23 protein-coding genes, 1 tRNA gene and 1 pseudogene are annotated in these 22,846 nt (G+C 68.2%); 15 read left to right on the top strand and 10 right to left on the bottom strand.

Features of this window, described 5'->3' with window-relative positions; all coding sequences use genetic code 11:
* The first annotated feature begins 183 nt into the window (after positions 1-183).
* Positions 184-2,382, top strand: a complete 2,199-nt coding sequence (locus tag EOT10_RS10335; protein ID WP_127827790.1) for a transglycosylase domain-containing protein — start codon at positions 184-186, stop codon at positions 2,380-2,382.
* Positions 2,383-2,465: 83 nt separating this feature from the next.
* Here the strand turns inward: EOT10_RS10335 and EOT10_RS10330 are convergent, their stop codons facing one another.
* Entirely contained in the window at positions 2,466-2,930 is a 465-nt protein-coding gene (locus tag EOT10_RS10330) for a GatB/YqeY domain-containing protein (protein WP_127827789.1), read from the bottom strand.
* 76 nt (positions 2,931-3,006) lie between these two features.
* Here EOT10_RS10330 and EOT10_RS10325 point away from each other — a divergent pair, with 76 nt between their 5' ends.
* Together EOT10_RS10325 and EOT10_RS10320 are read left to right on the top strand one after the other, a co-directional pair.
* Entirely contained in the window at positions 3,007-3,987 is a 981-nt protein-coding gene (locus EOT10_RS10325; protein ID WP_127827788.1) for a metallophosphoesterase, read from the top strand.
* 49 nt (positions 3,988-4,036) lie between these two features.
* Positions 4,037-4,110, top strand: a tRNA-Pro gene (locus EOT10_RS10320).
* Between the two features lie 77 nt (positions 4,111-4,187).
* On the opposite strand, the gene EOT10_RS10315 is transcribed toward EOT10_RS10320, so the two are convergent.
* A complete protein-coding gene (locus EOT10_RS10315) occupies positions 4,188-5,264 on the bottom strand; it encodes a site-specific integrase (protein WP_127827787.1) in 1,077 nt (358 codons plus the stop codon).
* 184 nt (positions 5,265-5,448) lie between these two features.
* On the bottom strand, positions 5,449-6,252 hold the full coding sequence (locus tag EOT10_RS10310; RefSeq protein ID WP_223280914.1) for a tetratricopeptide repeat protein: 804 nt from the start codon (positions 6,250-6,252) through the stop codon (positions 5,449-5,451).
* A gap of 600 nt (positions 6,253-6,852) precedes the next feature.
* Here EOT10_RS10310 and EOT10_RS10305 point away from each other — a divergent pair.
* The 8 genes and pseudogenes from EOT10_RS10305 to EOT10_RS10265 all read left to right on the top strand — a co-directional run bounded on the left by EOT10_RS10305 (position 6,853) and on the right by EOT10_RS10265 (position 14,016).
* Positions 6,853-7,188, top strand: a complete 336-nt coding sequence (locus tag EOT10_RS10305) for a hypothetical protein (RefSeq protein WP_127827786.1) — start codon at positions 6,853-6,855, stop codon at positions 7,186-7,188.
* A 541-nt stretch (positions 7,189-7,729) separates the two neighbouring features.
* A complete protein-coding gene (locus EOT10_RS10300) occupies positions 7,730-8,368 on the top strand; it encodes a hypothetical protein (protein WP_223280906.1) in 639 nt (212 codons plus the stop codon).
* Positions 8,365-8,859 carry a DUF6023 family protein gene (locus EOT10_RS41890; RefSeq protein WP_223280905.1) on the top strand — a complete coding sequence of 165 codons (495 nt, stop codon included), beginning with the start codon at positions 8,365-8,367 and terminating at the stop codon, positions 8,857-8,859. Before EOT10_RS10300 ends, EOT10_RS41890 begins: the two co-directional genes overlap by 4 nt.
* A 1,631-nt stretch (positions 8,860-10,490) precedes the next feature.
* Positions 10,491-10,835: a MerR family transcriptional regulator gene (locus EOT10_RS10285; protein ID WP_127827785.1), complete on the top strand. Its 345-nt coding sequence runs from the start codon at positions 10,491-10,493 to the stop codon at positions 10,833-10,835.
* 593 nt (positions 10,836-11,428) lie between these two features.
* The gene (locus tag EOT10_RS10280; protein WP_127827784.1) at positions 11,429-11,632 is read left to right on the top strand and encodes a cold-shock protein; all 204 of its coding nucleotides are present in this window, start codon (positions 11,429-11,431) and stop codon (positions 11,630-11,632) included.
* A 216-nt stretch (positions 11,633-11,848) separates the two neighbouring features.
* The gene (locus tag EOT10_RS10275) at positions 11,849-13,282 is read left to right on the top strand and encodes a DEAD/DEAH box helicase (protein ID WP_127827783.1); all 1,434 of its coding nucleotides are present in this window, start codon (positions 11,849-11,851) and stop codon (positions 13,280-13,282) included.
* Between the two features lie 46 nt (positions 13,283-13,328).
* Positions 13,329-13,637, top strand: a pseudogene (locus tag EOT10_RS41245) (CBS domain-containing protein); the annotation flags it as partial.
* A gap of 67 nt (positions 13,638-13,704) precedes the next feature.
* Positions 13,705-14,016, top strand: coding sequence for an SCO5918 family protein (locus tag EOT10_RS10265; protein WP_127827782.1), 312 nt, complete (start codon positions 13,705-13,707; stop codon positions 14,014-14,016).
* Between the two features lie 276 nt (positions 14,017-14,292).
* Here the strand turns inward: EOT10_RS10265 and rpsR are convergent, their stop codons facing one another.
* Genes rpsR through rpmG form a run of 4 tightly spaced genes read right to left on the bottom strand, consistent with a single transcriptional unit; the run spans position 14,293 to position 16,176 of the window.
* On the bottom strand, positions 14,293-14,535 hold the full coding sequence (gene rpsR, locus EOT10_RS10260; RefSeq protein WP_127827781.1) for a 30S ribosomal protein S18: 243 nt from the start codon (positions 14,533-14,535) through the stop codon (positions 14,293-14,295).
* A 41-nt stretch (positions 14,536-14,576) separates the two neighbouring features.
* Complete coding sequence (locus EOT10_RS10255) at positions 14,577-15,752, bottom strand: CobW family GTP-binding protein (protein ID WP_127827780.1); 1,176 nt, start codon at positions 15,750-15,752, stop codon at positions 14,577-14,579.
* Positions 15,749-16,006, bottom strand: coding sequence for a type B 50S ribosomal protein L31 (locus tag EOT10_RS10250; RefSeq protein WP_127827779.1), 258 nt, complete (start codon positions 16,004-16,006; stop codon positions 15,749-15,751). The genes EOT10_RS10255 and EOT10_RS10250 overlap by 4 nt, the downstream gene beginning before the upstream one ends.
* A gap of 5 nt (positions 16,007-16,011) precedes the next feature.
* Positions 16,012-16,176 carry a 50S ribosomal protein L33 gene (gene rpmG / locus EOT10_RS10245; RefSeq protein ID WP_026252351.1) on the bottom strand — a complete coding sequence of 55 codons (165 nt, stop codon included), beginning with the start codon at positions 16,174-16,176 and terminating at the stop codon, positions 16,012-16,014.
* 84 nt (positions 16,177-16,260) lie between these two features.
* Here rpmG and rpmB point away from each other — a divergent pair, with 84 nt between their 5' ends.
* The 3 genes from rpmB (at position 16,261) to EOT10_RS10230 (ending at position 18,235) form a co-directional block, all read left to right on the top strand.
* Positions 16,261-16,497 (top strand): 50S ribosomal protein L28, encoded by a 237-nt coding sequence (gene rpmB, locus EOT10_RS10240; RefSeq protein WP_127827778.1) that lies wholly within the window; start codon positions 16,261-16,263, stop codon positions 16,495-16,497.
* On the top strand, positions 16,497-16,802 hold the full coding sequence (rpsN, locus tag EOT10_RS10235) for a 30S ribosomal protein S14 (RefSeq protein WP_127827777.1): 306 nt from the start codon (positions 16,497-16,499) through the stop codon (positions 16,800-16,802). Before rpmB ends, rpsN begins: the two co-directional genes overlap by 1 nt.
* A 425-nt stretch (positions 16,803-17,227) precedes the next feature.
* Positions 17,228-18,235 (top strand): LCP family protein, encoded by a 1,008-nt coding sequence (locus EOT10_RS10230; protein WP_223280904.1) that lies wholly within the window; start codon positions 17,228-17,230, stop codon positions 18,233-18,235.
* A gap of 128 nt (positions 18,236-18,363) precedes the next feature.
* Here the strand turns inward: EOT10_RS10230 and EOT10_RS10225 are convergent, their stop codons facing one another.
* Positions 18,364-18,741 carry a rodlin gene (locus tag EOT10_RS10225; protein ID WP_127827776.1) on the bottom strand — a complete coding sequence of 126 codons (378 nt, stop codon included), beginning with the start codon at positions 18,739-18,741 and terminating at the stop codon, positions 18,364-18,366.
* A 931-nt stretch (positions 18,742-19,672) separates the two neighbouring features.
* Here EOT10_RS10225 and EOT10_RS10220 point away from each other — a divergent pair.
* The gene (locus EOT10_RS10220; RefSeq protein WP_189491383.1) at positions 19,673-21,076 is read left to right on the top strand and encodes a glycoside hydrolase family 26 protein; all 1,404 of its coding nucleotides are present in this window, start codon (positions 19,673-19,675) and stop codon (positions 21,074-21,076) included.
* A gap of 28 nt (positions 21,077-21,104) precedes the next feature.
* Here the strand turns inward: EOT10_RS10220 and EOT10_RS10215 are convergent, their stop codons facing one another.
* Positions 21,105-22,235, bottom strand: a complete 1,131-nt coding sequence (locus tag EOT10_RS10215; RefSeq protein ID WP_127827775.1) for a GNAT family N-acetyltransferase — start codon at positions 22,233-22,235, stop codon at positions 21,105-21,107.
* The gene (locus EOT10_RS10210) at positions 22,235-22,843 is read right to left on the bottom strand and encodes a YveK family protein (protein WP_127827774.1); all 609 of its coding nucleotides are present in this window, start codon (positions 22,841-22,843) and stop codon (positions 22,235-22,237) included. The genes EOT10_RS10215 and EOT10_RS10210 overlap by 1 nt, the downstream gene beginning before the upstream one ends.
* Positions 22,844-22,846: the final 3 nt, after the last annotated feature.

Raw genomic sequence — 22,846 nt, 5'->3', positions numbered from 1 at the left:
GAGGTGGATTCGGACACGCCCGCACCGACCGCGGAACGACCGCGGCGGAGTGGTGAGATGACTACCGGAACGATTCGGGTTCGCCGGACGTCTTGATACGTGACCGCACTGCTGTGACAGTTGAGTGCAGCTTAGGCCAAGGCATATACGCCTGTCCGGAGAATCAGAACGTAGGCTGCCCCCATGGGAAAGAAGCGCTCGGGCGGTGGACTGTCACCGACTCAGCAGGCCGCCAAGTTCCTCGGTGTCAGTGTCCTCGCGGGAGCCGTACTCGCCGGAATCGCGCTGCCCGCAGCGGGCGCGCTCGGCCTCGCGGCGAAGGGCTCGGTCGAGGGGTTCGACGAGATCCCGGCCAACCTCAAGCAGCCGCCACTCAGTCAGCGCACCACGATCCTGGACAACAAGGGCGGCACGATCGCGACGGTCTACTCGCGTGACCGCACGGTGGTGCCCCTCACGGACATCTCGCCGTACATGCAGAAGGCGCTCGTCGCGATCGAGGACTCGCGCTTCTACGAGCACGGCGCCGTCGACATGAAGGGCATCCTGCGCGCGATCAACCAGAACGCGCAGAGCGGCGGCGTCGCGCAGGGCGCGTCCACGCTCACGCAGCAGTACGTGAAGAACGTCTTCATGGAGGAGGCCGGCGACGACCCGACGAAGCTCGCGCAGGCCACCCAGCAGACGATCGGCCGCAAGGTCCGCGAGCTGAAGTACGCGATCCAGCTCGAGGACAAGCTCGGCAAGAAGAAGATCCTCGCCAACTACCTGAACATCACGTACTTCGGTGAGCAGGCGTACGGCGTCGAGGCGGCCTCGCAGCGCTACTTCTCCAAGCCGGCGAAGGACCTGACGGTCGAGGAGTCCGCGATGCTCGCCGGCATCGTGCAGTCCCCGAGCCGCTACGACCCGGTCAACGACGAGGCCGAGGCCACCAAGCGGCGGAACGTCGTGCTCCAGCGCATGGCCGACGTCCACGACATCTCCCAGCAGGAGGCGGACCAGGCCAAGGCGAAGCCGCTCGGCCTCAACGTCAGCAAGCCGCAGAACGGCTGCATCACCGCGGTCAAGGGCGCGGGCTTCTTCTGCGACTACGTGCGCGAGGTGTTCCTCAACGACCCCGTCTTCGGCAAGACGCCGGAGAAGCGGGCGAAGCTCTGGAACCGGGGCGGTCTGCAGGTGCGGACCACGCTCGATCCCCAGACGCAGGAATCGGTGCAGGCCTCGATAAAGAAGCACGTCTACCAGACGGACAAGGTCGCGACGGCGGCCACCTTCGTCGAGCCCGGCACCGGAAAGATCCTCGGCATGGGCCAGTCGAAGCCGTACGGCTTCGGCAAGAACGAGACGCAGATCAACTACTCGGTCGACCAGAAGATGAGCGGGTCGAACTTCGGCTTCCCGACGGGTTCGACGTTCAAGCCGTTCCTCGCCGCGGCCGCCCTGGAGCAGGGCACGCCGGCGACGAAGTCGTATCCGGCGCCGTACAAGATGCCGTATCCGCGCTCCGTCCAGACGTGCGGCAAGCCGTGGGTGAACGACGGCGGCTACACCGTGGAGAACGAGAACGAGTCCGAGAAGGGTCCGTACGCGCTGAAGGAGGCGATGGCGAAGTCCATCAACACCTACTTCGTGCAGATGATCGGCGACACCGGGATCTGCCCCGTGATGGACATGGCCGACAAGCTCGGCGTCGTCCAGGGCAACGGCGACAAGCTGCCCCAGGTGCCCTCCATCGTCCTCGGCGCGAAGGGCATCTCGCCGCTGACCATGGCCAGCGCGTACGCCGCCTTCGCCAACCGCGGCACGTACTGCACGCCGGTCGCCATCGAGTCGATCACCGCGCCCGGCGACAAGTCGCTGCCGGTGCCGCAGTCGACGTGCAAGCGCGCGATGTCCGAGAAGACCGCCGACAACATAAACACCCTGCTGAGCGGTGTGATCGACTCCGGTACGGGCCAGCAGGCCGGCCTGACCGACCGGGCGAACGCGGGCAAGACCGGTACCACCGACAGCCGTAAGAACGCCTGGTTCGTGGGCTACACGCCGAACCTGTCCGGCGCCGTCTGGGTCGGCAGCGCCCAGCAGAACGTCGAGATGCAGAACATCGTCATCGGCGGCCAGTACCAGGACAAGGTCTTCGGCGGCCAGGTCCCGGGGCCGATCTGGCGGGACGCCATGGTCGGCGCCCTCTCGGGCAAGCCGTCCCCCGCCTTCCACCTCGTCAACATCCCGGACGCCAAGAAGGACAAGAACAAGGACAAGGGCCATGACGGCGGCCAGGGCGGCGACGGACAGGGTGGCTCCACCCCCTGGCCGAAGATCTCCATCCCGCCGAACCTGATCGGCGGAGGCAACGGCCACGGAGGCAAACGCCACTGAGCCGGCGCGACCGTACGTGAATGGGGCGCCCCCTTTATGGGGGGGCGCCCCATTCACATTCCTACTTATTCCTACTTATGGGCTCAGCCCGCGAGCAGCTGCTTCACGAGCGCGGCGACGCGGCCGCCCTCGGCCAGGCCCGCGACCTTCGGGTTCACGATCTTCATGACCTGGCCCATGGCGCGCGGCCCCTCGGCCCCGGCCGCCTTCGCCTCCTCGACGGCCTGGGCGACGATCGCCCGGAGCTCGTCGTCCGAGAGCTGCTTCGGCAGGTACTCGGCGAGGATCTCGCCCTCCGCCTTCTCCTTCGCGGCCTGCTCGGGGCGGCCACCCTGCGCGAACGCCTCGGCCGCCTCGCGGCGCTTCTTCGCCTCGCGGGCGATCACCTTCTGCACCTCGTCGTCGGACAGCTGACGCGCCTCGGTGCCCGCGACCTCCTCCTTGGTGATCGCGGTGAGGGTCAGCCGGAGCGTCGAGGAGCGCAGCTCGTCACGCCCCCGGATCGCGGCGGTGAGGTCTTCCTGCAGCTTCGACTTGAGCGTGGTCATGCGCTGATTGTCGCAGGTGCATCAGGCCCGACGCCCGTTGATTTCCGGGACCTGCCAGGTCTGACACGATGGGCGTATGCGCGCGCGATACGGGCTTCCCCTGAAAGTGACAGCAGGCATCACGGCGGCAGGCGCCGCGGGACTGATCTACTCGGCCGGGTTCGAAGCCCGCTCGTTCCGGCTCCGACGGGTCACCGTCCCGGTGCTTCCCCCCGGAATGCGCCCGCTGCGCGTCCTCCAGGTCTCCGACATCCACATGGTCGGCGGCCAGCGCAAGAAGCAGCGCTGGCTGCGCTCCCTGGCCGGCCTGCGCCCCGACTTCGTGATCAACACGGGCGACAACCTCTCCGACCCGGAGGGCGTACCGGAGGTCCTGGACGCGCTCGGCCCGCTGATGGAGTTCCCGGGGGCGTACGTCTTCGGCTCGAACGACTACTACGGCCCGAAGCTGCGCAACCCGGCCCGCTACCTCTTCGAGAAGGCCCGCGGCGCGTACGGCCTCAACGGCAACGCCCCCGCCGTCGGCGTCGTCCACAACCCGTGGGAGGACCTGCGCGACGGCTTCGACGCGGCGGGCTGGCTGAACCTCACCAACACGCGGGGCGCCCTGAAGATCGAGGGCATGGAGATCGCGTTCACGGGCCTCGACGACCCGCACATCAAGCGCGACCGGTACGCGCGCGTGGCGGGCGGCCCGGCCTCCGGCGCCGACTTCTCGATGGGCATCGTGCACGCGCCGTACCTGCGGGCCCTGGACGCGTTCACCGCGGACGGCTACCCGCTGGTCCTGGCCGGCCACACCCACGGCGGCCAGCTGTGCATCCCCTTCTACGGGGCGCTCGTCACGAACTGCGACCTGGACACGGACCGCGTGAAGGGCCTGTCCACCCACGAGGCCGGCGGCCACCGCTCCTACCTGCACGTCTCGGCAGGCTGCGGCGCCAACCGCTACACCCCGGTCCGCTTCGCCTGCCCCCCGGAAGTGACCCTCCTGACCCTGACCCCGAGGCCCTCCGAAAACCGGATTTCGCCTACGGCCGCCGGTCCGCTAAAGTAATCGATGTCGCCACGACCTGCAGAACTGCGGGCCAGTGGAGCAACGACATCGGGGTGTAGCGCAGCTTGGCAGCGCGCTTCGTTCGGGACGAAGAGGTCGTGGGTTCAAATCCCGCCACCCCGACAGCTAAGTAGCAGGTCAGAGGCTCAGGTACTGAATTCAGTACCTGAGCCTCTGTCTTTGTGTGACTAACTGCGTGACTACCGCTTCGGAGGCGGCGGCGTACCGAAGATCCCGTCCATGGCGGTGGCACCAGTCTGGATCACCGGACGGATCTGCTTCCGGTAGACCTCCTCCGTGACGGCAGTGCTGGAGTGACCGACCAGGCGCGAGATCTCTTCGAGCGGGATACCCCCGTCCGACAAGATCGAGACGAAGGACGTCCGGGTCTCACGTGTGGTCCACTCGTCAGGTTTGATCACGTGGGGCTCGATGTCCATGCCCGGCAACTCTGCGGCACGAGTGAGGACCTTTCGGAGCTCGCGCCGGACGTTCGCGGCGTCCAGCTCGGTGCCCATGGCAGAGGTGAAGACGAGCCCGGATTCCTGCCACTGTTCACCAGCCGCGAGGCGCTGCCAGCCCTGACGCTCCCGCTGGACCTTGAGTGCGTCGATGGCCCTGCCAGGCAGAGGGAGCGTGCGACGGGACTTCCTGGTTTTCGTGTCACCGGAGCTCCGGACCGAGCGCCGGACGGCGATGTGCGGCGGAATTGCGGGGGTCGCGGTCGAGGCTCCGTCGAGGTCGACGTGATCCCAGGTGAGCGGACGCATCTCCTCGGTCCGGCCACCGGTGAGGAGCGAGACCACGAGGTACGCGTGGATCGGGGAGTCCTCCGCCGCCGTGAGCACCGCTTCGGCCTGCTTGAGCGTGAGGGACTTGGATGGCCGGCCGGGACGCCCGGCGGGGACCGAGCACAACTCGACGACGTTGCTCTTCACCTTGTCCCGCGCCATCGCCCGCTTGACCGCACGGTTCAGGCAGGAGCGGATGGCTTCCAGCGAGCGCGTGCTGAGCACCTTGGACTTACCGGCAAGCCACCTGTCCACGTCATCCGCGCTGAGGTCACGGAGCTTGCGGGCGCCCAGGGCAGGGATCACGTGGGTGTTGCAAAGGATCGTGTTCGTCCCGATCGTCGAGGCATCGCGGCCATTCAGCCCGTACCGGAGCCAGTCCGTGACCGCGTCCTTAACCGTGTAGCCGGTGGGCGCGATCGCGAGGCCGTCCTCGTAGTCCCTCAGTACCTCCTTGAGCTTGGCCTTGGCAGCCGTCTTGGTCATGCCGCTGGCCCGCTTCACGATCCGCTTGCCGCTGGGGTCGAATCCAAGGCTGGCCGTGGCGATCCAGCGCTGGCGCTTGTCGTCCCAGTGGAGGCCCCCGTCTCCCCTGCTGCGTCGATCAGACGCGCACAGCCAAGCCGAGGCAAGCGGTGTCAAGCATCAGGTGAAGCCACAACGTCAAGCATCAACCGAGACATGATCCAAGCGAGCCCAGCGCGATAGAGGAGATGCGGCGGGCCTCGGCCACGAGGCTCCGAGGCAGCCCCGGCCCCGCGCACGCGTAGTTGATCAGCAGGTCGCGGTAGGAAGTATTCGCGAGTTCCGGCGCCAGGGCGATCAGGGCCTGCAGGTCGTCGGACGAACTGGTCAGGCTCGCGCGATACGCAGCGGCTGCCGCGCGCAGGGAGACCTCGTGCGGTTCATGTTGCAGACCCTGCTCGACGAGGCCCAAGGCTGCGGCGAAGTTACCCTGCTCGGCACGCACGTCGGCAAAGTCCAGGTAGAGGGACCAGTTGGCAGGCTCCAGGGCCAGGGCGCTTTCGAAAGCGGCCGCAGCCTGGCCCAGGTCGCCCACCACGCGCCAGGTAGCTGCCCGTGCGACCGCGGTCCACATGACTTGCTCGACGGCATCGGCGCGGTCACACAGGGCGAAGGCAAGCTCGTAGCGGCCGCAGGCCCGCGGAAGCCGGGCCATGGCAGCCAGCGACTCCGGCACGGGACTCCGTTCGGAGACCACGTCGAGGGCGTGAAACCAGGGCGCGAACCACTCCCGCATCTCGTCGGTGTCCAGGTCGTGGCCGTAGTCCAACGTCCGCAAACACGCCTCGGCGAAGGCCTCGACACTCACCGCGCCGAGAAACCGCGCATCGCCGAACCACGGGGCAGCGCCCCACGCCACCTCGGGCCTCACCCCCGTGACCGAACCAAGGGCCATCACCGCGTTATCCATGTCCCCCTCGAGGAACAGGAAGTACGCCTGCGCCAGCACCGCACTCAAAGAGCCGTCCCCTGCGAGACCCTCTTCCAGTTCCGAGCGCCGGTCCCGCCACAACTCGGCGAGGGCTGTATACGGCTCCGGGGCGGCCGGTGCGGAGGCTATCTCGCCCCCACCAAAAACTTCACGGCACCGACTGGGCTTCCGCCGCAGTGGGCCATTACACCAGCGAGACGAACTCCCGCTGCCACTGACTGGTTCGACATCGCCAGAGAATATCCATAGCCCAGGATTCTGCGGTCCCTTCCACTTGCCCGGTGGCACAGCACTCGGTGATCCGCGAGTGACGGCAACGACGGCACACAAGGGCCTGTGATCACCACCGCCGCCGGCGGTCGCTCCAGGAGGAGACCGACCACCCTCCCCCACGAGCAGCCCGATCCCAGGGATCAGAAGGTCACCACCGATCGTCGAGCCCCGCACCACAGCCGCACCGGATCAAGCGGGGTACCGCGGGGAGTCACGGTTCCTGCACGCTCGGCGACGCGGGCGTGATTTCCTCGTTTCAGCAGCTCAGCGGCCGGATCAGCCCTAGATAACCCCAGCTTCCCAAGCTGAGATCCTGCTGTCAGAGCGAGGTGAGAGCGTGCACGCATGGACGCGCTGTTTGATCTCCCCGAAGCAGGGACGCCAGAGCAAGCCGTCATTGCCCATTACCGTCTGAGCGATGCCCAGTACCACTCGCCCGCCGAGCGCCAAGCCATCTACGACGCAGAGCGGGCCATGACCTACGCCGTCGAAGAAGCGGGAGTCGGCGAGGTCGACGGGAACGAGTTCGGCGGAGGCGAGGCCGTCCTGTATGCCTATGGTGCAGATGCCGAGGCGCTCTTCAAGGTCATGGAACCGACCCTGCGTAGCCTGCCGTTCAGGCCGGCACATGTCGTACTGGGAGGAGAGTCCCGCGAGACGGAGTCCCGAGTGGATCTGTGACCCAGTACAGCAGCGAAGTACCGCAACTACCGCAGCCGCTTGTGTCCACTAGCGCCCCTACGAGGACTAGGCACGACCTGTTTGCCCTTCGTTGACTGCTCCACATAGAGCTACGGATCAGAAGGCCACGTGCCACAACGGTGCCACTTTGTGCGGTCAATTACGGTCAACGGCTTTTCGCCGCAACCGAGATGGGCCGGTGCCCCCTGATCAGTCATGAACCCGATCCAAGCAAACAGCCATGCCGGGGCAAAGAGCTCTTCGAGACGGCTGAGCGCGTGCAGTCCATGCGATGGAAGCGAATCGCGCACAACCTTGACCGTCGGCACCTTCTCCAACGCGAAACCCCGGTTCGACCGCTGGGCGGAGTTGCGCGCATCCCATCGACGCTTCCGCTCTGGAATGGAGGAAATCGACGTGCAGCGTTTTGAACCCTCAAGTTCTCCTCAGAAGATAGATCTTCCTTCTGTCGCGTACATGCCCTGCACGTACTGTCCGAGTGCTCGATCGCCACGGGGGCGGTCCACCGGAAAGGTGACACATGGGCATCGGTTCACGGCACGCTTTGACCAGCGCTGCCACTGCCGCACTGCTTCTCTGCTTCGGGACTGTGGGCCCGGCTGTCGCAGACGAAGTGCCGGCTGACGATACGGCTGGTTCTGTCGACCAGACGACGGACATCAACGACAGGCAGGGCTGGGAGGACGAGACCGACCAGCCGATCAACGAGACGGAACCGCGTAGATGTGAGGGTCCGCAGACGTGGTACGAATTCTCGTCGAAGAGGGCGTACCACGTGCCTTCGTGGTGGAACGGCACCAAGTACAAGGATGGGCCGGGCGGCACCATGTCGGTGTCCGTGACCAAGAGCGGCACCATTTCTCTCGAAGTAGCGGGTAGTGGCGAGTATTCGGCTGGAGCGATCCTCACGAAAGCCAAGGCCACCATCTCGGTCAAGGTCACTGGCACCGTGTCAGTCACAACGGGGCACACCTATACCCACGAGATCAAGAGGGACAAGTACGGTCACCTGCAGTACGGTTCCTGGGGCTACAAGGTGAACTGGAAGAGGTACCGTTCCGTCGGCAACGGCTGCGGCGCGCCCCACGAGATCGGCCACGGTTCGGCGACGCTGCCCACCAAGGAAACCGGCTGGAAGTACTGGGAAACCAAGTCATGACCTGTTCGAGCCTGCGGACGGCCCAGCTCGCCGGATGCGCTGTTGTGGTGTCAGCGTTCCTGCTCACCTCATGCACGATGTCCGACAGCGGTGAGGACAACGCCGGGAATTCTTCACGGTCGCCTGCACCGAGCTCGACTCGAACGGCGACTGAGCCGTCGGAGAAGAAGCTCACCGAGCAGGCCCAGGCGGCGGTTGCCGCCGTCCACAAGGGGACACTGGTCGAGGCCGGAGCGGAACGCGTGAACGACGGTATCCACACCGAACCCGGACTGAGCGAGGGGAAGACTTACCGGCTCAGCCTGGCATGCGCCGGCACCGGCAGCGCGCAGTTGGTCTTCGTGCCGACGAACGCCGGTACGAAGGCCACGGTCCCCTGCGACGGGTCAGTGGTTCAACAGCGGATCACTGCGGACAAGCTGGTCCGCATCAACGTCGACGGTTCCAAAGGGGCGACCGGAGTGGTCGCCTGGCAGATCGACGCCCCGTGATCCGGGTGCGGGGCGCCCCCCAGCGGCGCTGGTGCCCTCAGTGAGTGTCTAACTGCGTGACAACGCAGACGCACAGGCGCACAGGCGCACACAACGGTGGACGCCAGCGGACCATCAGCACAGGTGACAGCCACAGCAGCCCAAGCACAGCGACCATCCCAAGTTGCTTCGGGACGAAGAGGTCGTGGGTTCAAATCCCGCCACCCTGACAGCTGAAATACCAGGTCAAGGGCCTGATCCGGAATCCGGATCAGGCCCTTCCTGCGTCTCCGATGATCGTTTGGGAGAAATCTGGGAGAAGATCTTGGTCGAGGTCTCCCAGATCCTGGTGGCTGAGTGCGCGCCGCGAGCAGCAGGACCGTGTCACGCGGGTACGCGTTCATGAATCCGTCCGACTCGCTCACCTACGAGGTCTTCCGGCGCACACGGTCCGCCGAGGGGCAGCGGCTCTACGACGAGGCCGGCCTGGAGGCCGGCGCGCTGGACCGCGAGGACGTCTTGAGTTCATGCGAGGCGTTGGCGACGAAGCGGCGTTGGCTCTCGAAGGACTTCTCCAGCCGGTCGAGCATGGTGTCGGGACGCGGTGTCCGTCCAGCCGGCCTGTGCGAGAAGAGCCCTTCTCGACGGCCGCGTATGCGGCCTTCGGACAGAGACCCCGCCGGCGCCCGTGGGGCATGGGCACACCCGCCGCTTCACCGACCGCAAGGACGGGTGCGGCCTCCGCGTTCGCTTGGCCGAACCGCAGCCGTTGCGCGGGGTGTTGGTGACGAGCTCCGGGACGACAACGATGCCGAAGGTCGCAGTCGCAGTCGCAGTCGCAGTCGCAGTCACTGCAGGTAACAAGATCTGGCCCGCCGATCGTGGCCGACGCATCGGCGCCTGTCGGAGCGGGTGAGGCCGACCGAGGCGGGCCTCACGCCCACTCAGTGACCGAGGACGACTGTCTCACTGCGCGACTCGCGGAAATCTATGTCGGCCACAGTAGACATTGGGCTTTGGCCTGGTTATGGTTTTTCTCGTAGCCAGAGAGACAACAGGGCCCGGCAGAGATGAACTGGCGGGCAGCAGTACCGCAGTTGTAGTTCGCAGGGCGGTGCGGTGGTGGAGTTTCGAAGCCAGGCTTTCGCAGGACGGCGACGGGACTGACGACCGGACCGGGTGGCCCGCAGTGATCAGGGGCCGCCGTGAGCAGTGCAGTCGAGGAAGCAGCACCTCGGTGAAGGCGTCGGCTGCGGGCGCGCGCACCGGGATGTCCGGCAGTGGGGTTCTGAGCCAGAGCAGACGCAGGACGGGCGACGGGGCTGGCTGCCGGAGGGTGGCGCTGTGACAGGCCACAGAGCAGTACCAGCAGTAGGCAAGTGATCGAATCCAGAGGGAAGGAACGGAGGAGCCAGGCGCCATCAGGATCGCCCGGGCGGAATGTTGAGCCCGGGTACCGCAGGACATCGATAGTGAGGTGGTCTCCGGTCAAGCAATCGCGATCCCCGCAATCCCGACAAGTTCCAGGTCGGGTCGGCGGAAACAGAAGGCCGGTGCAACATCAAGGCCGGCAGATGGTGTAGCAAGTTCCTTCGGGGCCCGGGTGCCAATTGGCACCCGGGCCCCTCGACGCGTTCCACAGAGAGGTGCAAATGACAGCAGACGACTCGTTCAGCCGTCTCGATGACGACGACTACCCCGCCTACACGATGGGCCGGGCCGCCGAGATGCTCGGCACCACGCAGGGCTTCCTCCGCGCCATCGGAGAAGCCCGCCTCATCACCCCGCTGCGCTCCGGCGGTGGGCACCGCCGCTACTCGCGCTACCAGCTGCGGATCGCCGCCCGCGCCCGGGAACTAGTCGATCAGGGCACCCCCATCGAGGCCGCCTGCCGCATCGTGATCCTCGAGGATCAGCTCGAAGAGGCTCAGCGCATCAACGCCGAATACCGCAAGGCTGCCGAAGCGGAGAACCCGACGACCGCGGACTCGGGCTGAGGCGGGGGCGCACCCACCCCTGCGCCTCCCGCCTGTACGCGGAGCGCGCACTACCGCGCTCCCCGAACAGCCCTGCCGTTCGACTGCTTCGCGCGGACCACGGGCTGCGGCCTTCAAGCGATGGTGGCAGGACCTGGGGCGGCCGTGTCAGAGCCGCGCAGCAGCATCGCTGCGCGGCCGCCGTTCCGCGTCGGGGTCGGCATACAGGCTGGTGGGAGCGACATCGCAGGGCGATCTCACCCTCAATAGTGGCGCCCGACGAGCCAGAAATAAGCGACCGCTCTTCTGGGACACCAGATTTTACGGTGTCCCAATATCTATGACCGCGACATGAGAGTTTGACGCGCCGCGCGGACAGTGTGTTTACCGCGGCGAACAGATCGGAATCATTTACCACACGCAGGCCGCTACCGCATGCTACTGTCATTCTCAGTTGCAGTTGTGGTTCCCAAAACTTCAACGCTCGTGTCAGCAGTTTTCAGCTGTGGAGAGCGTTTTGTATTTCCGGTCATTCTCCGGGCGGGGCATCATCGCGGCGACCCGGTACCCGTCGATTGCGGGTACCGGCGTACTGCCCCACAAGGAGATGCGACATGGCGTCCGGCACTGTGAAGTGGTTCAACGCGGCCAAGGGGTTCGGCTTCATCGAGCAGGACGGCGGCGGCGCTGACGTGTTCGCCCACTTCTCGAACATCGCCGCCCAAGGCTTCCGTGAGCTGACCGAAGGCCAGAAGGTCACCTTCGACATCGCGCAGGGCCAGAAGGGCCCGATTGCCGAGAACATCATTCCCGCCTGACGCCGACACACACTTCGTAGCGAACATTCCCCGATGGATTCCTCACCACGGATCACCGTCCAGGAATTCCGACCGGTTTAATCGCCTGCATTTAAATCTGTCGCATTGCAGGCCACTGTCGCTTTCGCATTTCATTCGGCCCGTACTTGCGACTCTCCGCACTGTTCCTCTGTTGCGAGAGTTCCTTGATGCGTGCCGCATCAAGGAAGGTTCTGTATGAACCCCGCGCGTACGAACAGCCGCTCCCCCCGCCGCAGCCGAACCGGTGGTCCGAGCCGTCGAAGGTCCGCCGTGGCCTCGGGCGAATTCGCCCTGCCCAAGACGATCACTCCCGCGCTGCCCGCCGTCGAGGCGTTCACCGACCTCGGCCTCCCCGAGCAGCTGCTCGCGTCGCTCACCGCGCAGGGCATGCGCATCCCGTTCCCGATCCAGGGCGCGACCCTGCCGAACACCCTCGCGGGCCGCGATGTACTCGGTCGTGGGCGCACGGGCTCGGGCAAGACCCTCGCCTTCGGCCTGGCCCTGCTGGCACGCACCGCCGGACAGCGTGCCGAACCCGGCCAGCCGCTGGCTCTCGTCCTCGTACCGACGCGTGAGTTGGCCCAGCAGGTGACCGACGCTCTCACCCCGTACGCCCGCTCGGTGAGGCTGCGCCTGGCCACCGTCGTCGGCGGAATGCCGATCCGCCGGCAGTCCGGCGCACTGCGCGCCGGCGCCGAAGTCGTCGTCGCGACGCCGGGCCGCCTCAAGGACCTCATCGACCGGGGCGACTGCCGACTGGCCGAGGTCGCGATCACCGTCCTGGACGAGGCCGACCAGATGGCCGACATGGGCTTCATGCCCCAGGTCACCGCGCTCCTGGATCAGGTACGCCCCGAGGGCCAACGGATGCTGTTCTCCGCCACCCTCGACCGCAACGTCGACCTCTTGGTCCGTCGCTACCTCACCGACCCGGTCGTCCACTCCGTCGACCCGTCGGCAGGCGCGGTCACCACGATGGAGCACCACGTCCTGCACGTCCACGGAGCCGACAAGCACCGGACGACGACCGAGATCGCCGCACGCGACGGCCGGGTGATCATGTTCCTGGACACCAAGCACGCCGTCGACCGGCTGACGCAGGATCTGCTGAACAGCGGTGTGCGGGCCGCCGCGCTGCACGGCGGGAAGTCGCAGCCTCAGCGCACCCGGACCCTGACCCAGTTCAAGACCGGGCACGTCACCGTGCTCGTCGCGACGAACGTCGCGGCACGGGGCATCCACGTCGACAACCTCGACCTCGTCGTCAACGTCGACCCGCCCACCGACCACAAGGACTACCTCCACCGCGGCGGCCGCACCGCCCGGGCCGGCGAGTCCGGCAGCGTCGTCACATTGGTCACCCCTGACCAGCGCCGCGACATGACCCGCCTCATGGCCACCGCCGGCATCGTCCCCCGGACCACTCCGGTCCGCTCCGGCGAAGAGACACTCCGCCGGATCACCGGCGCCCAGGCCCCCTCCGGTATCCCCGTGACGATCACCGCACCGGTGGCCGAGCAACGTCAGCGCAGCCGCAGCCGCAACACGTCCTACCGCGGCCGACGCAGCGCCGCCTCGGCGGCCCGGCGCGCCGCCGTGCGGCAGCCCTCCTTCGGCGCGGCAGCCTAGAACCTTCATGACCGCGAAACTTCTCCACCTCTGCAGGAGGCATGTCTTGACGCTGGTTCAGATGCAACTCCACTCGGTGAGCTCCTCCCCTCCCCCAAGACCACTGGCCGCCGCCGCGGACACGGCAGGTCCGCAGGTCTGCAACGACATGACCGTCGAGGTGGCCCTGGCCGTCATGGCCAGCGCCTGCACCGAGCACCTTCTCGTCTGCGACAACGACAGTCTGTGCACCGGACTGGTCACGAAGGCCCAGCTCACCGCCATCCGTGACAGCCCCACGTACACGGACCGGTTCCAACTGCGCGACATCCTCGACAGCTACAGCCCCTTCACCACAGCGGTGAACACGGCCGCCTGAGCCCCGCACGCACTGCAGCCTGATCGCGGCAGCACCGTCTCCCCTCTTCTCCCTGTGAGGCTTCATGCGCTGTGTCATCGCCCGCTTCCCGTTCGACCTCACCAAGAGCGGCGTCCTGGAGTCCATGAAGGGCGTCAAGCCCGAACAGGTCACCGGCGAGTCCGTGATCATCGGCCGCCGCACCTATCCGATCAAGCAGGTCGGGCAGGTCATCACGCGCCAGGACCGCCGCGACTTCAGCGCCGGCGAAGTCCTCCGGGCCATGAGCCGACTCGGCTTCACCTGCCGCGGCGCTCTCCCCGTCGAGGCGCCCACGCGTGTCCTCAGCCCGTTCCAGCAGGCTTCCGCGATGCTCGGTGCCCCTGCCGCCGTCTGACTCACAGGCAGACGCGGGGAGCCGGTCGAGAGCCGGCTTGCTCCCGAAGCGCCTTCCACCCCACGCGAGACCGATCGCGATCACCTCGTAGCCCCACTTCTCGTACAGGGTCTGGACGCGGCCGTCCTGATGGTTGGTCAAGGACACCATCAGTGATGCCGGTGCCTCTTCGCGGCGTGCGAGGAGGGGGCGTGGAAGGCTCGGGCGATGCCTCGGCGCCGGAAGGTGTCCAGGACCATCATTTCCTTGATGGCCACCGTCGTCCGGGCACAGACCTCAGCGGGAGCTGTAGGGCAGCAGAGCCATCTCGCGTGCGTTCTTGATGGCCTGCGCCAGCTGCCGCTGCTGCTGACGCGTCACGTGGGTCACCCGACGGCTGCGGATCTTCCCGCGGTCGGAGATGAACCTCCGCAGCAGGTCGGTGTCCTTGTAGTCGATGTAAGTGATGCCGGCGGCGTCCAGCGGGTTCATTCGCTGACGCGTGGCGGGCTGCCGTGCGGTGCTCGTACGTCGGGACATGGTGGGGCCGGTCCTTTCTTTCAGGTCGCCTTGTCCGGTTTTCAGGTCACCGGGTCAAGCAAGTCGTCGAAGGCGTGCGGGAGTTGCTTCCAGCCGTCCGTGCCCGCCGCGTACTCGTCGTCGGTGAGCAGGCACGAGTCGAGCAGCTCCGCCAGGCCGTCGCTGTCGAGGCCGGGCGAGGTGAAGGTGAGGTACTGGCAGCGGTCGCCGTGTTCGGGGTGCCAGTCCACGGAGGCGGCGATCCGGCGTTCGGCGGGCACCATCTCCCAGGCCGCGTCGGGCAGGGCGGCCAGCCAGGGGCCGGCCGACTCCACGCAGAGCGCGCCGCCCGCGGCGTCCCACGACAGCAGGGTGTCGGGACGGTCCGCCAGCCAGAACCGACCACGGCTGCGGGCGGCGGCGCAGGTCAGGTCCTCCAGCGCCGTGTACAGGCGCTGCGGGTGGAAGGGGCGTTCGCGCCGCCAGGCGAAGGTACTCGCGCCATGCTCGTCGCACGCCTGCGGCAGCAGCGCGCACGCGGGATGCACACGGGCATGAGCCGCTGCCATGTCGAAGCCTCTCAGCAGAGCAGCTCCCAGGGTGCCGCCGTCCACGCGTACCTTGCGTGCGCCCGGCGTGAGCTGGGCGAGCAGCGCGTGGTCGGTGTCATCGGCGGCCTCGCCGCCCTCCCCGTACGCGTCGGCCTCGGCGAGGGCGATCACCGTGGGGTATTCCAGCTGCCGGGCGAAGGTGTCGGCGACCGTGCGCTGGTCGGTCGGGGCGGCGGCGAGGCCGACGTCGGCCAGGTCGTCACCGTTGGACAGGCAGGGCAGGACGAGTGCCGGGTCGATGGCGGTGGCGACCCCGGTCAGCGCCAGCGGTGCTCCCGCGGCGGCGATGACCGCGGCCATGGCCTGGGGCTCGACGGAGTCCCACAGCTCCACGACGGCCAGCCGGTACCTGCCCTCCTGCGCGAGCCTCAGCAGTTCGGGGACGAGGTCCTCGCGCAGTGCGCAGCACGCACAGTCGTTCACCAAGGGCGCGTCGCCGCTGCTCAGCGGACCGACGGCGTCGCGTACCGTCCGGCGCACCGTGCTGTCGACGGCCGACGTCAGGTCGTGGTGCAGCGCGACCGAGCCGGGGACCGTACGCAGGATCTCCTCGACGGCGGCCCGGCGGGCGTCGGCGTGCAAGCCTGCGACGATCGCGACCGGCAGCCGCGTCCGGTCCGCGCTCACGGCTCGCTCCGTCCCCGTCCGTAACGCCGCTCGAAGCGTTCTACCCGCCCCGCCGTGTCCAGGACCCGTTGGGTGCCGGTGTAGAAGGGGTGGCTCGCCGAGGAGATCTCGACGTCGATGACCGGGTAGGTGTTGCCGTCCTCCCACTCGACGGTCTTGTCGCTCGTGGCCGTCGACCGGGTCAGGAAGGCGAAGTCGGCGACCCGGTCACGGAAGACGACCGGGCGGTACGCGGGGTGGATTCCGGGCTTCACGGCTCTCAGCGCTCCTCACGGAAGTCGACGTGCCGGCCGACGACGGGGTCGTACTTGCGCAGCGTCAGCCGGTCGGGGTCGTTACGGCGGTTCTTGCGGGTCACGTAGGTGTAGCCGGTGCCGGCGGTGGACCTCAGCTTGATGATCGGACGGAGTTCGTTACGGGCCATGGAACCGACTCTACATGAGATTGGTTTTCGTTTTCATATAACTGCTACGGTGCTGCCGTCGTCGCCACCCGAGGAGGAACAACCATGTCCGCCCACTGCCAACTCACCCGCCGACAGCCGGGCTTCGGGCACCACATCTCCCACTCGCACCGACGCAGCAAGCGCCGCTTCGATCCGAACATCCAGAGCAAGCGCTACTGGCTGCCGAGCGAAGGGCGCCACGTCCGGCTCAGGCTGTCCGCGAAGGGCATCAAGACGGTCGACGTGATCGGCGTCGAGGCTGCGGTGGCCCGTATCCGCGCCCGGGGAGGGAAGATCTGATGGCGAAGAAGAGCAAGATCGCGAAGAACGAACGACGACGCCTTGTCGTGGCCCGTTATGCGGCTCGGCGCGCCGTGCTGAAGGCGATCATCTCGTCCCCCCGGACATCCGAGGACGAACGCGCTGCCGCCCAGCGGGAATTGAGCGGGCAGCCCCGCGACGCCAGCGCCACCCGCGTGCGCAACCGCGACTCCGTGGACGGACGCCCCCGCGGCTACCTGCGCACCTTCGGCCTGTCCCGCATCCGCGTACGGGAGATGGCGCACGCGGGTGAGCTTCCCGGCGTGACCAAGAGCAGTTGGTGACAAGCGAGTTCGGCCCGGCCACGGGAATGTCATCGGTGGACCACCGGGCTCGCGGCGTGAGCGGATCGGGCCAGGTTGGCTCTCTGGCCGCCGTGTGCGGCGTATCCGGCTCGGGTGGAGCGGGAAAATACGGGCGCTTCGGATCGTGTGGCGCCCCCAGCGGGTCGAGACCTGGGCACACGCCACGTCGTACCGGGAGACCAGTTTTCCAGCCGAATCGCTCCCCTTAGGACGAAAGAGTTGCGTCCGCGCGGCACGCGGGACGGACACCGCCCGATTTATTCGACTGGCATACGGTTCCGTCAGATCTATCCCCTCGCTGTGGAGCGAATCCGGTGACGAAGAGTCCTTCACGAACCAGCCGTCGGACAAGCGTCCGCCTCGGTACGGCAACCCTGGGTGTTCTTCTCGCGACCGCCGCTTCCGTGGCGGGAAACTCTGTTTCGGCGCTGCCCTACAAGATCCAGCGGGTCGACGCCTTCACCGGCGTCGGGAGCCGGCCCGCCCAGGGCCGCGGCACCAACATCCTCCTCATGGGGACGGACAGCCGGGACACGATCACCCGCCACGAGAAGAACGAGTTCCACGCCGGTGGGGTCGCCTGCAACTGCACGGACTCCCTGATGCTGATCCACGTCTCGCAGAAGCGGGACCACGTCAGCGTCGTCAGCCTCCCCAGGGACTCGTACGCGGAGCTCCCCGCGGACCGGGACCCGGGCACGGGGCAGCAGTACCCGGCCCACCCCTCGAAGATCAACGGGGCGTACGCGCAAGGCGGTGCCCCACTCACGATCCGCACGGTGGAATCCATGACGAACGTCAGGATCGACCACTACCTGCAGATCGACTTCCGGCGCTTCATCGACAGCGTCAACGCCGTCGGCGGAGTGGAGGTCTGCACCTCCCGGCGACTCTCCGACTCGGCCACCAAGCTCGACCTCCGGCCCGGCCGGCACCGCCTCGGGGGCGGTAAGGCCTTGCAGTACGTCCGCTCGCGCCATGTGGACGCAAGCGCCGACCTGGGACGGATCCAGCGCCAGCACCGGTTCCTGCTCGGGGCCCTGCACAGACTCACCGTCGGCGGGTTCCTCGCCGACCCGGTCAAGGCCGACAAGCTGGCGCGGACAGTGCTCGGCGCCACCAAGGTCGACCAGGGGTTCACGCCGCGGGACCTCATCTCCTTCGCCACCGATCTGAGCCGGCTGTCCACCCGGCGGACCGAGTTCACCACCGTGCCCATCGCCGGGTTCAACCCGGACATCGCAGGCGTCGGCTCGACGCTGAAGTGGGACAAGGCGGCGGCGAAGAAGACGTTCGCCACGCTCAACGACGACCGCGAGCTCAGCCCGCGGAACTCCACCGTCAAACCCTCCGACCCTCCGCGCATCGGAGTCGAGAAGACGGTGCGCGGGAACACGCTCGCCTGCCCCTGACCACAAGCCCTGGCCCCTCGCCGTACGCCACGCGTGACCGGTGCGCGGACAGGGTGCGGACATGCCGGCGGCCCCGTCCCCTCGCAGTGGAACTGCGAGGGGACGGGGCCGCTCGGCGCGGGGCTTGATCAGCCGGCGTTGCCGTTGTCCGCGAGGATGTCGTCCAGGATGTGCGACAGCGGGTCGTCGCCCTTCTGCTGCACCGAGTTCTGGGTGCAGGTCTGGTTCGCCATCGGGTTCAGCAGGTCGTTGACGCCGACCGGCACCGCGATGACGCCGACCGGAACAGCAGCGGCCACCTTCTGGACGTCGATGCAGTTGGCGACGCCACCGTTGATGAGGCTGAAGCTCGGGGCAGTGGAGTGGCTGCTGCCGATTTCCTGCTTCGACAGGTTGCCCGTGAGGTTGGCGCTGTTGCCGTCGTCGCCGGAAGCCATGGCCCCGGTCGTGGACATGCCGACGACGGAGGCAGCTGCTGCCGCGGTGATGAGAACCTTCTTGATCACGAGATCGTCCTTCTTGGGCCGAGGGGTCCTTGAATGCTTCGTTGCCGAAGCACGCTGATCAACTGCCCGCAGACAGTTTGGTTCCGGACCGTCACCCATAAGCCTCATTCAACAGATCAACGCCACCGAACACGGCAGATTCGGACAAGTGGTCGCCGGTGGTCCCTCGCGCCGTAGCGCGGCGCCGTGGAGGAAGGTACGGAGCTTGGGAGGGCGGGCGCGGTAAGCCCCGAAGCACGCGGTCTGCCCGCGGGTCCGCGGCGACGAACCCACGCCTGCCGCTTTCCATTTCGGTCGCCCGACATCTCGTACCGAACTCCCGTACCCGTGGCGGCAGCCGGCGCGGTCCCGGAGGAGCCCAGCCAAGTGGTCGGGCCCGGCGGGCTTTCATGTCATGGGGCGGCATGCGCAGTTGGCCTGGACGGGACGGGCCAGAACCTGCCACCTGCCGGACGCGGCGGCGGCGAGTGCGGGGCCGCTGATCGGCGGAGGGATCCTACGGAAAGGCTGTCGCCGTCGCCGTGCGCCGGCCGGGAAGAGAATCACCGTCCTGCTCTTCCCGGCCGGCGGAGAGGGCCGTTCAACCAGTTGCTGCCCACCCACGGCGATATCGCCGACGGCTGGCGGGGAAGGCAGCATGGCCCGTCTCACAACCGGGCCAGTCCACCACCGCACGACCCCGGGCGCGGAGCCGATTCACCCGTTCGCCCGCACCGTCACTCCAAAGGACGCCGCCGAAGCGTACGCAGCGGCGGCGACCCCGGTCACCTGTCCGACCGTTGAGCATTCGGCCGCCGCCGCCCGGCGGCGCTCCTGGCGCTAGCCCGAACGAGCGGTGAAGGCCGTCCACGGGGCGGTCCCCCGTTGGCGCGTTACGCATTCATGTGACTGAGTGTCAGCAATGAAAGAAGTGCGGCACGGAGGAGTAGGCATGTCCCCACAACGCCGAAGGACCCTGAGCCGGCGCATCCCTCTGATGACAGCCGGGATCCTCGCGTCAGCGGTGATCGCTTCCGGTTCCGTCGGCGCCGGGACGGCCGGGGCCGCCTCACCCGGTGACACGCCACCGGCGGAATCCGCGTCGCCCGCACCCGGGGTGGCGCAGCCGCCGGCCACACCCGCCGTGCCCACGCCGGCGTTCACTCCGCGCCCGACGCCCACCACGCCCACGCCCGCACTCACCCCGACGCCCACCCCCACCGGCGGGATGACGAGCCCTCAGACCGACCCTCAAGCCGACCCTCCGGCCGATCCCCAGACCGACCCCCAGCCCGGCGGCTCCGCGTTCCCCGCGTTCGGCGCCTATCTGGACTACGGGCCGAGCGGGGTGCAGCGGATGGCTCGGCTCAGCAAGTGGCTCGGCGGTTCCGAGCTGCGCGTCGGGCACACATACCTGCCGGGCGACCGGTGGAGCAACATCGAGGGCGCACCCGGATTCCTGGACGCCTGGGCCAAGTGGCGGCGCGAGCGCGACGACCGGCTCTTCGTGCTCAACGTCCCGATGCTGGACCACAACGAGGAGCACGTCGACGACGCGGAGGTCGGCTCGCTGCTGCGGCAGGGCGCCGCCGGCGACTTCGACGAGCACTTCCGAGCCCTCGCCCGGCGCCTGGTCGACCTGAAGATCCCGGACACCGTGATCGTGCCGGGCTGGGAGATGAACGGGACGACGTACACGCACCGGTGCGCGCCCGACCCGGAGGCCTGGAAGGCGTACTGGAAGCGGATCGTGACCGTGATGCGGTCGGTGCCCGGGCAGAAGTTCCGCTTCGACTTCACGCCCAGCCGGGGCCTGGACGCCGTCCCCTGGACCAAGTGTTATCCGGGCGACGAAGTCGTCGACGTCATCGGCATGGACTCCTACGACCAGCCCGAGGGCGAGTCGTTCGCCCGGCAGGTCTCCGAGCCGTACGGGCTCCAGCAGCAGGTCGACTTCGCCAAGGCGCACGACAAGGCCATCTCGTATCCGGAGTGGGGCCTGTTCCGCAACGGCGACAACCCGGAGTACGTGCGGCGCATGCTCGACTGGATCGACGAGCACAAGCCGCTCTACAACACGATCACCGACTACTGCCCGCACGGTGTGTGGCAGTGCGACGACAACCCCAAGGCCTCGCAGGTGTACCGGTCGATGCTCTCCGGGCGCCTGGAGCCCTCGGTGCCGCCGGTTCCTACGCCCACCGAGCCCACCGAGCCGACCGAGCCGACGACGCCCGTGACCCCGCCGGTCACCCCGCCGCCCAACTGCGCGCCCCTCGACCTCGGCGACTGGGTGGAGTACTGGCTCGGCGGGAAGCTGTGCCTGCGCTTCGACTGGTGGTCGCGGCGCTCCTGAGCCGCCGGGCCCTGTGGCGGCACGGTCGTCACGACGTGCCGCCGCCCCGGGCCTTCCACGCGAGCAGCGCCTTCTTGGCGAGGTGCCGGGCGGTCACGTCGCCGACCGCGAGGGCGATCCCCGGCGCCGTGGCCGTCCGGGCCAGGACGAAGCGCTGGTTGACGACGCTGTCCGGGCGCCAGTGGTGCTTGTACGGCTCGTCGCCGCGCAGCAGACTCAGGGAGCCGGACGCGCGGTCCTGGACGTGCTCGCTGCACGAGCGGAGCAGCATCGTGGCCACGTCGGCCTTGCGTTCGCGCAGGCCGGGGTGGGCGCCGTACAGGTATCCGCCGGCGAGGCGCGGGGACAGGAAGGTCAGGTCGGCGGCGAGGACCGTCTCGTCGATCCGGAACTCCGTCACGACCGCGTCGCCCGATCTCGCCATGAGCGCGACGGAGCGGGTGAGATGTTCGGAGAAGCGGGGGCGGAGGTGTTCCGCCGTCACCTTGCGGCCCTCCCACTGGAGTCGGTGCAGCTCCACGAGGCGGCGTACCGAGTCGTCGACCTCGTCCCGCGGGACGACGCGGCGCTCGATCCCGAGGGCGTCCAGCTTGCGCATCTTGGCGCGGGCGCGCTGGGCGCGGGCGCGCGGCAGCCGGCTCACGATGTCGTCCATCGGTACGGGCGGCAGTTCCAGGCAGAGCGAGTCGTCGAGGCGGCGCCTCGGTCCCGGCCACCGGTCGTACAGCCGCTCGACGGCGCCTCCCGGGCGCACCTCGCGGAAGTCGATGACGTGGGTGAGGGCGAGCCGCCACAGTGCGTCCTGGAGGGCGCGGGCCGCCCGGCGCGACAGGTCGCCGGGCTCGCCGGTGCCGTCGTCCACGAGGACGTCGCAGAAGTCGGAGATGCCGCCGCCCAGCGGCACCAGGGCGGGTACGGGCCGCCACCGCCGCATCAGCGGGGCCGCGGCGACGAGCCGCCCGCCGTCGCGGACCAGGACCACGCGCAGGCCGCCCCGCGTCCCGTACGAGAGCCACCACGAGTGCAGCCAGGCGTGGCTCTGGAACGGGGTGGCCGTCCGCGACCTGCGGTACAGCGCGTCCCAGTCCGCGCCCAGGGCGCCGAAGCGCCCGCCGTCGGTGCACACCTCGACCGACAGGCCGCCTCCCCCCGCCCGCATCAGACGCTCCCGTGCAGGTCCGCGGCGACAGCGGGCCCGGGGACGGTCGCGGTCGTGCCCGTACGCTCCCGCCGGGGCCGCACCAGGATCACGAGCCCGCCGAGGAGGCCGCCCGCGCTGGCGCCCACGAGGGCGGTGACCACGGGGGACAGCGACGACGGCCCGGTGGGCTTCACGGCGCGCGAGAACTGCAGGAGTTTCACCTGGGTGCTGTCCTGCGTGTGGCCGGCGTCGACGGTGAGTGCCCTCGCCACGGCGTTGGCCATGTCGGCGGCTTCGCCCGGACGTGCGGACGTGGCCGAGACGGCGATCATCGGCGCGTCCGGCGAGGTCTGCGCCGTCACACTGTCCTGGAGGACCTTCACGGGGACGCCCGCCCACACCTGGGCGTCGCCGAGCACCGCGATCTGGGTGGCGACGCGGCCGTACGCCTGGGCGAAGCCGAGCGCGGTCTGCGGGTCGGACTTCTCGTCGGGCACCGCGATCACATAGCTGGTGGCGGAGTACTGCGGTGGCTTCAGTACGCCGTACAGGCCGCCGGCGAGGCCGCCCAGGAGGACGCCGGCCAGGATCAGCGACCACAGCGGGAGGCGCTTCACGGTCATCATTCA

The sequence above is a fragment of the Streptomyces antnestii genome (assembly GCF_004005495.1).
GTDB lineage: Bacteria > Actinomycetota > Actinomycetes > Streptomycetales > Streptomycetaceae > Streptomyces > Streptomyces antnestii.
This window is presented reverse-complemented; position numbering and strand designations above follow the sequence as displayed.

Coding starts and splice junctions, on each gene's coding strand:
- EOT10_RS10315 (WP_127827787.1), bottom strand. CDS start 5,264: ATGACCAAGACGGCTGCCAAGGCCAAGCTCAAGGAGGTACTGAGGGAC.
- EOT10_RS10330 (WP_127827789.1), bottom strand. CDS start 2,930: ATGACCACGCTCAAGTCGAAGCTGCAGGAAGACCTCACCGCCGCGATC.
- EOT10_RS10220 (WP_189491383.1), top strand. CDS start 19,673: ATGTCCCCACAACGCCGAAGGACCCTGAGCCGGCGCATCCCTCTGATG.
- EOT10_RS10215 (WP_127827775.1), bottom strand. CDS start 22,235: ATGCGGGCGGGGGGAGGCGGCCTGTCGGTCGAGGTGTGCACCGACGGC.
- EOT10_RS10210 (WP_127827774.1), bottom strand. CDS start 22,843: ATGATGACCGTGAAGCGCCTCCCGCTGTGGTCGCTGATCCTGGCCGGC.
- EOT10_RS10300 (WP_223280906.1), top strand. CDS start 7,730: ATGGGCATCGGTTCACGGCACGCTTTGACCAGCGCTGCCACTGCCGCA.
- EOT10_RS10275 (WP_127827783.1), top strand. CDS start 11,849: ATGAACCCCGCGCGTACGAACAGCCGCTCCCCCCGCCGCAGCCGAACC.
- EOT10_RS10265 (WP_127827782.1), top strand. CDS start 13,705: ATGCGCTGTGTCATCGCCCGCTTCCCGTTCGACCTCACCAAGAGCGGC.
- rpmB (WP_127827778.1), top strand. CDS start 16,261: ATGTCCGCCCACTGCCAACTCACCCGCCGACAGCCGGGCTTCGGGCAC.
- EOT10_RS10325 (WP_127827788.1), top strand. CDS start 3,007: ATGCGCGCGCGATACGGGCTTCCCCTGAAAGTGACAGCAGGCATCACG.
- rpsN (WP_127827777.1), top strand. CDS start 16,497: ATGGCGAAGAAGAGCAAGATCGCGAAGAACGAACGACGACGCCTTGTC.
- EOT10_RS10335 (WP_127827790.1), top strand. CDS start 184: ATGGGAAAGAAGCGCTCGGGCGGTGGACTGTCACCGACTCAGCAGGCC.
- rpmG (WP_026252351.1), bottom strand. CDS start 16,176: ATGGCCCGTAACGAACTCCGTCCGATCATCAAGCTGAGGTCCACCGCC.
- EOT10_RS10280 (WP_127827784.1), top strand. CDS start 11,429: ATGGCGTCCGGCACTGTGAAGTGGTTCAACGCGGCCAAGGGGTTCGGC.
- EOT10_RS41890 (WP_223280905.1), top strand. CDS start 8,365: ATGACCTGTTCGAGCCTGCGGACGGCCCAGCTCGCCGGATGCGCTGTT.
- EOT10_RS10305 (WP_127827786.1), top strand. CDS start 6,853: ATGGACGCGCTGTTTGATCTCCCCGAAGCAGGGACGCCAGAGCAAGCC.
- EOT10_RS10285 (WP_127827785.1), top strand. CDS start 10,491: ATGACAGCAGACGACTCGTTCAGCCGTCTCGATGACGACGACTACCCC.
- rpsR (WP_127827781.1), bottom strand. CDS start 14,535: ATGTCCCGACGTACGAGCACCGCACGGCAGCCCGCCACGCGTCAGCGA.